This is a genomic window from uncultured Chryseobacterium sp. (genome assembly GCF_913776365.1).
Lineage (GTDB): Bacteria > Bacteroidota > Bacteroidia > Flavobacteriales > Weeksellaceae > Chryseobacterium.
In genome coordinates, this window is the sequence record NZ_CAJYMO010000340.1 from 1 (window position 1) to 5,123 (window position 5,123).

Below are 5,123 nucleotides of genomic sequence, written 5' to 3' on the forward strand. Positions count from 1 at the left end.
CTGCCGTATTTTCTAATTCTATATTGACCATCATACCGTTTAATTTTACACAAAGTTAAAATAAATTTTGTATCATCGCAGTTCGATAAATGATTTAGAACATGCAGGATTTTTTATTTTACCTCAACCTGGGCTGGGAACATATTATTTCACTCGATGCCCTTGACCATCAGCTTTTTGTTTTAGCTCTGATTGCCGTTTATTCCTTCAATGACCTGAAGCAGATTTTAATCCTGATCACGGCTTTTACCATCGGACATTCAATTACCTTGGCTTTGAGTACTTTTGATATTATCAGAATCAATTCCGCATGGGTGGAATTCCTGATTCCGCTGACTATTGTTATAACATCTCTGGACAATATCCTGATGAAAAATAAAAAGCAGACGCTGATGAAGGCCAATTATTATTTAGCCCTGATTTTCGGGCTGATCCACGGAATGGGGTTTGCCAATACAGCAAGGGTGATGATTGCCAAGAGCCAGAGTTTAGCCGTTCCGCTGCTAGGTTTTAACATCGGGCTGGAACTGGGGCAGATTGCCATTGTTTTCGGGATCCTGATCTTCCTGTTGATCCTGCTTAAAATATTCAAGGTAAACCAGAAAGACTGGGTACTTTTTGTCTCTTCCGGCGTTTTTGCGCTGTCCCTGAAAATGACTCTGGAAAGAATTCCGTTCTAACGCTGAAACATTTCCGATTTTTCAGCTACTTATCATTATATTTGAAAATCTTTAAAACAATTTCGGTTATGAAACTAAAAGTTGCCATACTTTCCCTTTCTGTATTTGCATATACAGGTTTCACCGCACAGAATATTCAGAACAATCCGGGCAGCAACCACGGAAACCGGTTCGAACAGCTGGGAACCATCCTTCCCACGCCCAACATCTACAGAACGGCCTCCGGGGCACCGGGCCACGGCTACTGGCAGAACAGGGCAGATTATACGATCAATGCTTACCTCGACGAAGATAAAAAGAACCTGAAGGGTTCCGAGACCATTACCTATTACAACAATTCTCCCGACGACCTGGATTACATCTGGCTTCAGCTGGACGAAAACCAGCAGTCGACGGTAAAAAAGGCCGATTTCCCTTCCTCTTCTACCCTGCCGAAGGCTTCCAATGACCAGCAGCTCCGTCCGACGGAACTTCCTGCTGCCGACAACGGCTACGGGGTGAACCTTGAAAAAGTAACAGATGCTTCCGGGACACCGCTGAAATACACGGTGAACAAGACCATGATGCGAATCGATCTTCCGAAAGTCCTGAAAAAAGGGGAAAAGCTGGTTTTTAAAATTGATTGGAACTACAACATCCCGAACCGGATCAAAATGGGCGGCCGCGGCGGTTATGAAAACTTTGCCGAAGACGGAAACGACCTGTATACCATGACGCAGTGGTACCCGAGAATGTGCGTCTACAGCGATTTCCACGGATGGCAGAATCACCAGTTTACCGGGAGAGGCGAATTTGCACTGGTTTTCGGGAACTTTAAAGTAAACATGAACGTTCCGGCAGACCACGTAGTCGGCGGAACGGGAGAATGTAAAAACTACGACCAGGTTTTAACAGCGGAACAGCTGGCTCGATATAATAAGTCTAAAACTTCAACGGAACCGGTAGAAATCGTAACCCTGGATGAAGCGAAAAAAGCGGAGAAAAACCATTCCAGGCAGCGAAAGACCTGGAGCTTTGAAGCCAATGACGTGAGGGATTTTGCCTGGACGTCTTCAAGAAAATTCGTTTGGGATGGGATGGGCGTTACCATTCCTGAAAACAACAACAAGGTAATGGCCATGAGCTTTTACCCGAAAGAAGCCTACAATTTATACCGCAAATATTCAACAAAAGCCGTAGCGCATACCATCAAGACCTATTCTGAATTTACGATTCCGTACCCTTACCCGGTAGCGCAATCGGTGGAAGCCGCCAACGGAATGGAATACCCGATGATCTGCTTCAACTACGGAAGGACGGAAAAAGACGGAACCTATTCCGAAGGGATCAAGAACGGAATGCTCGGCGTGGTGATCCATGAGGTAGGGCACAATTTCTTCCCGATGATCATCAACTCCGACGAAAGACAGTGGAGCTGGATGGATGAAGGGCTGAACACCTTTGTGGAATACCTTACCGAAGAACGGTGGGACAATAAATTTCCTTCCAAAAGAGGCCCGGCCTGGACCATCACCGACTATATGAAGCTTCCGAAAGACCAGTTGGAACCGATCATGTCCAACTCGGAAAATATCATCCAGTTCGGTCCGAATGCCTATTCCAAACCGGCAACGGGACTGAACATCCTCCGGGAAACCATCATGGGAAGAGAACTTTTCGACAAAGCCTTTAAAACCTATGCTAAAAGATGGGCTTTCAGGCATCCTGAGCCGGCGGATTTCTTCAGGACGATGGAAGACGCGAGCGGAGAAGACCTCGACTGGTTCTGGAGAGGATGGTTCTACGGAACAGATCCCGTGGATATAGCCATTGATAAAGTCACCATTGCCACACCGGATCTTGACACGGCACCAAGGGAAGCCAAGGAAACCAAATATAAAGTAGACAAACCTGCCCAGAATGATTTCGAGGACATTTCAAAAATCAGGAACCGCGAAGATAAGAACATTACCTTCTACGTGGATAAAGACAAGGAAGCCCAGGATTTCTACTACCGGTACGACAGGGGCCAGGAAAAGGTAGACAATACCAAAGAGTACGTTTTCAAATCCGAAGGAACGGAACCTTTAACCCAGAAAGAAAAAGATAAGTTTAAGAACATGACCGCTTATCAGATCGACTTCACCAATAAAGGCGGACTTGTGATGCCGGTTATTCTTGAATTCACCTTTGAAGACGGAACGAAACTGAAGGATAAATCTTCCGCCCAGATCTGGAGGCTGAACGAGCAGAAAGTTTCCAAAACGTATTATTTCGACAAGAAATTAAAATCCATCCAGCTGGACCCGATGCGGGAAACGGCCGATATCGATACGTCAAACAATTTCTGGAGCAACGACGGCGGAAATGCACAGGTTTCCAAATTCGATCTGTTTAAGCAGAAAGAAGCCGGAGCCACGAGAGGCGCATCCAACGGGAAAGTAAACCCGATGCAGGCGGCAGGAAAGAAAAATTAAAATTATTATCAATTATTATTAAAAAGTACTCCTCATCCGGGTACTTTTTTTTTAGCTTTGCGCAGATTATAAAAAAATTAAAAACCATGAAAAAATTCAGCTTCCTGATTTTACTGCTGCTCGCTGTACAGCATGTCTTTGCCCAATCTTTACAGTTTTATACCGGAAAGCGGGATTTCATCCCCATCGAGATCCTGATGGAAGACGGCAGTACCAAAAAAGGGTTTGCCCAGGATTTCATGCTTCCGGATGTAGTCACGTTCCAGATCATGGGAAGAGGCCCGAAACACGCAAACCTGGACCGCAAGGAAGTAAAGTTCAAATCTGATAAAGCTGACAAGCAGGTACAGCTGATCCCTGTATCTGAAATCAAAAGCCTGATTTACACCAATGAAGACACACAGGAAACTTTTCAGCTCGATAAACGTCTGGTAAAGGAAATCAACAATAACCTGGAAGTGGAATCGGAAGGAAAGGTGCTGATGCTTCCGCTGATGGAGAAAGGGAAAATCAATATGTACGGTTACCGCAGTATGCTGTGTAAGGCCGATTTCGGAGACAGCAACTCCGCAGGATTCAACGGGAATGAAGATCATTGCCAGCTTACCTATGTGATGATTTACCTGAGCAAGCCCAATGAAACCTTTGCCGTAGCGCCGGTAGATTACAGCTCGCTGAGCCCGCTTGATCTGCTTAATATGAAAAAACTCTACAAAAAGTTTTACCGGGCATACGAAGAAGTAGGTGCCGACTGCCCGGAATTCCTGGCCAAGGTAGATGAAGCCCGGAAGAACGACTACTTTTCCAATAAGACCTTTAAAGAAAACAAAAAAACCAGCGATATTGAACGCAAGGCCCTGCTGAAAGGCAAAAGAGGCGCTGAGGCCTCAAGGATCAACATGAAATACCGGACCGCCCTGTTCACCGACATGTATAAAAAGCTGCTTGACGATTATGAAGCTTCCTGTAAATAAACCTTATGGAAAGTCCGCTTCGGCGGACTTTTTTTCTGCCAAAATTTCACTTCCCTTAAAAAAAATCTGCCATTTCAGTCACAGATAGGTGATGGCATACTATTAGGGAAATACAAGTCAGAAATAATTAAAAAATTAAATATATTATGTCAGTAAACTTTAAGCCATTAGCAGACAGAGTTTTGATCGAGCCGATCGCTGCAGAAACAAAAACCGCTTCAGGGATTATTATTCCGGACACCGCTAAAGAAAAGCCGCAGGAAGGTACCGTAGTGGCAGTGGGCCCAGGTAAAAAAGACGAACCGACTACCGTACAGGTGGGCGACAAAGTGCTTTACGGAAAATACTCCGGTTCTGAGTTGAAACTGGAAGGTAAGGATTATTTAATTGTAAAAGAGGGAGATCTTCTGGGAGTAATCGGGTAAGCTGATAGCTACTGGCTTCTGGCAAATGGCTTTCCAGCTTTGAAAATAGCATATGAGGGATTTTAAAAAGTTTGAGGTCTGGCAATTGAGTCACCAGTTAACTTTAAAAATATATACCTCAACCAAGAATTTTCCCAAAGAAGAAATTTTTGGATTAACTTCCCAGATTAGAAGATCGTTCGCTTCCATCGGATATAATATTTCAGAAGGCAGCGGCAGACATTCTGACAAGGAATTCGCTAATTTCATCAATATCGCACTGGGATCGTCCAACGAAGCCGAAAACCAATTGATTCTTGCCAGAGATCTGGAATATCTTTCTGAGAAAGATTTCCAACACCTTTCAGAAGAATTAACCATAATAAAAAAGAAGCTTGTCGCCCTTTGGAACAGGCTGAACGGAAATTAAAATCAAATTATAAAATCAAACCGCGAATCGCAAAGGCCAACAGCCGACAGCTATTCGCCAAAAGCTTAAAACAATGGCAAAAGAAATAAAATTCGATATCGAGTCTAGAGACGCTTTAAAAAGAGGGGTTGATGCATTGGCAAATGCAGTAAAGGTAACCTTAGGTCCTAAAGGGAGAA

Annotated in this window: 5 protein-coding genes; all 5 read left to right on the forward strand. The window is 44.2% G+C overall.

All coding sequences use genetic code 11. The features are described from left to right. Positions 1–101 precede the first annotated feature (101 nt). Complete coding sequence (locus QZ735_RS18375) at positions 102–680, forward strand: HupE/UreJ family protein (RefSeq protein ID WP_294251710.1); 579 nt, start codon at positions 102–104, stop codon at positions 678–680. Positions 681–748: 68 nt separating this feature from the next. Then, complete coding sequence (locus QZ735_RS18380) at positions 749–3,136, forward strand: M1 family metallopeptidase (RefSeq protein ID WP_294251712.1); 2,388 nt, start codon at positions 749–751, stop codon at positions 3,134–3,136. An 86-nt stretch (positions 3,137–3,222) separates the two neighbouring features. Continuing rightward, a complete protein-coding gene (locus QZ735_RS18385; protein ID WP_294251715.1) occupies positions 3,223–4,110 on the forward strand; it encodes a hypothetical protein in 888 nt (295 codons plus the stop codon). A gap of 146 nt (positions 4,111–4,256) precedes the next feature. Next, entirely contained in the window at positions 4,257–4,535 is a 279-nt protein-coding gene (gene groES, locus QZ735_RS18390) for a co-chaperone GroES (protein ID WP_080776869.1), read from the forward strand. 52 nt (positions 4,536–4,587) lie between these two features. Further along, positions 4,588–4,944 (forward strand): four helix bundle protein, encoded by a 357-nt coding sequence (locus QZ735_RS18395; RefSeq protein ID WP_294251718.1) that lies wholly within the window; start codon positions 4,588–4,590, stop codon positions 4,942–4,944. The last annotated feature ends 179 nt before the right edge of the window (positions 4,945–5,123 follow it).

Excerpts from the sequence above, each read along its gene's own strand:
- QZ735_RS18375 (WP_294251710.1), top strand. The coding sequence starts at position 102 with ATGCAGGATTTTTTATTTTACCTCAACCTGGGCTGGGAACATATTATT.
- QZ735_RS18380 (WP_294251712.1), top strand. The coding sequence starts at position 749 with ATGAAACTAAAAGTTGCCATACTTTCCCTTTCTGTATTTGCATATACA.
- QZ735_RS18385 (WP_294251715.1), top strand. The coding sequence starts at position 3,223 with ATGAAAAAATTCAGCTTCCTGATTTTACTGCTGCTCGCTGTACAGCAT.
- groES (WP_080776869.1), top strand. The coding sequence starts at position 4,257 with ATGTCAGTAAACTTTAAGCCATTAGCAGACAGAGTTTTGATCGAGCCG.
- QZ735_RS18395 (WP_294251718.1), top strand. The coding sequence starts at position 4,588 with ATGAGGGATTTTAAAAAGTTTGAGGTCTGGCAATTGAGTCACCAGTTA.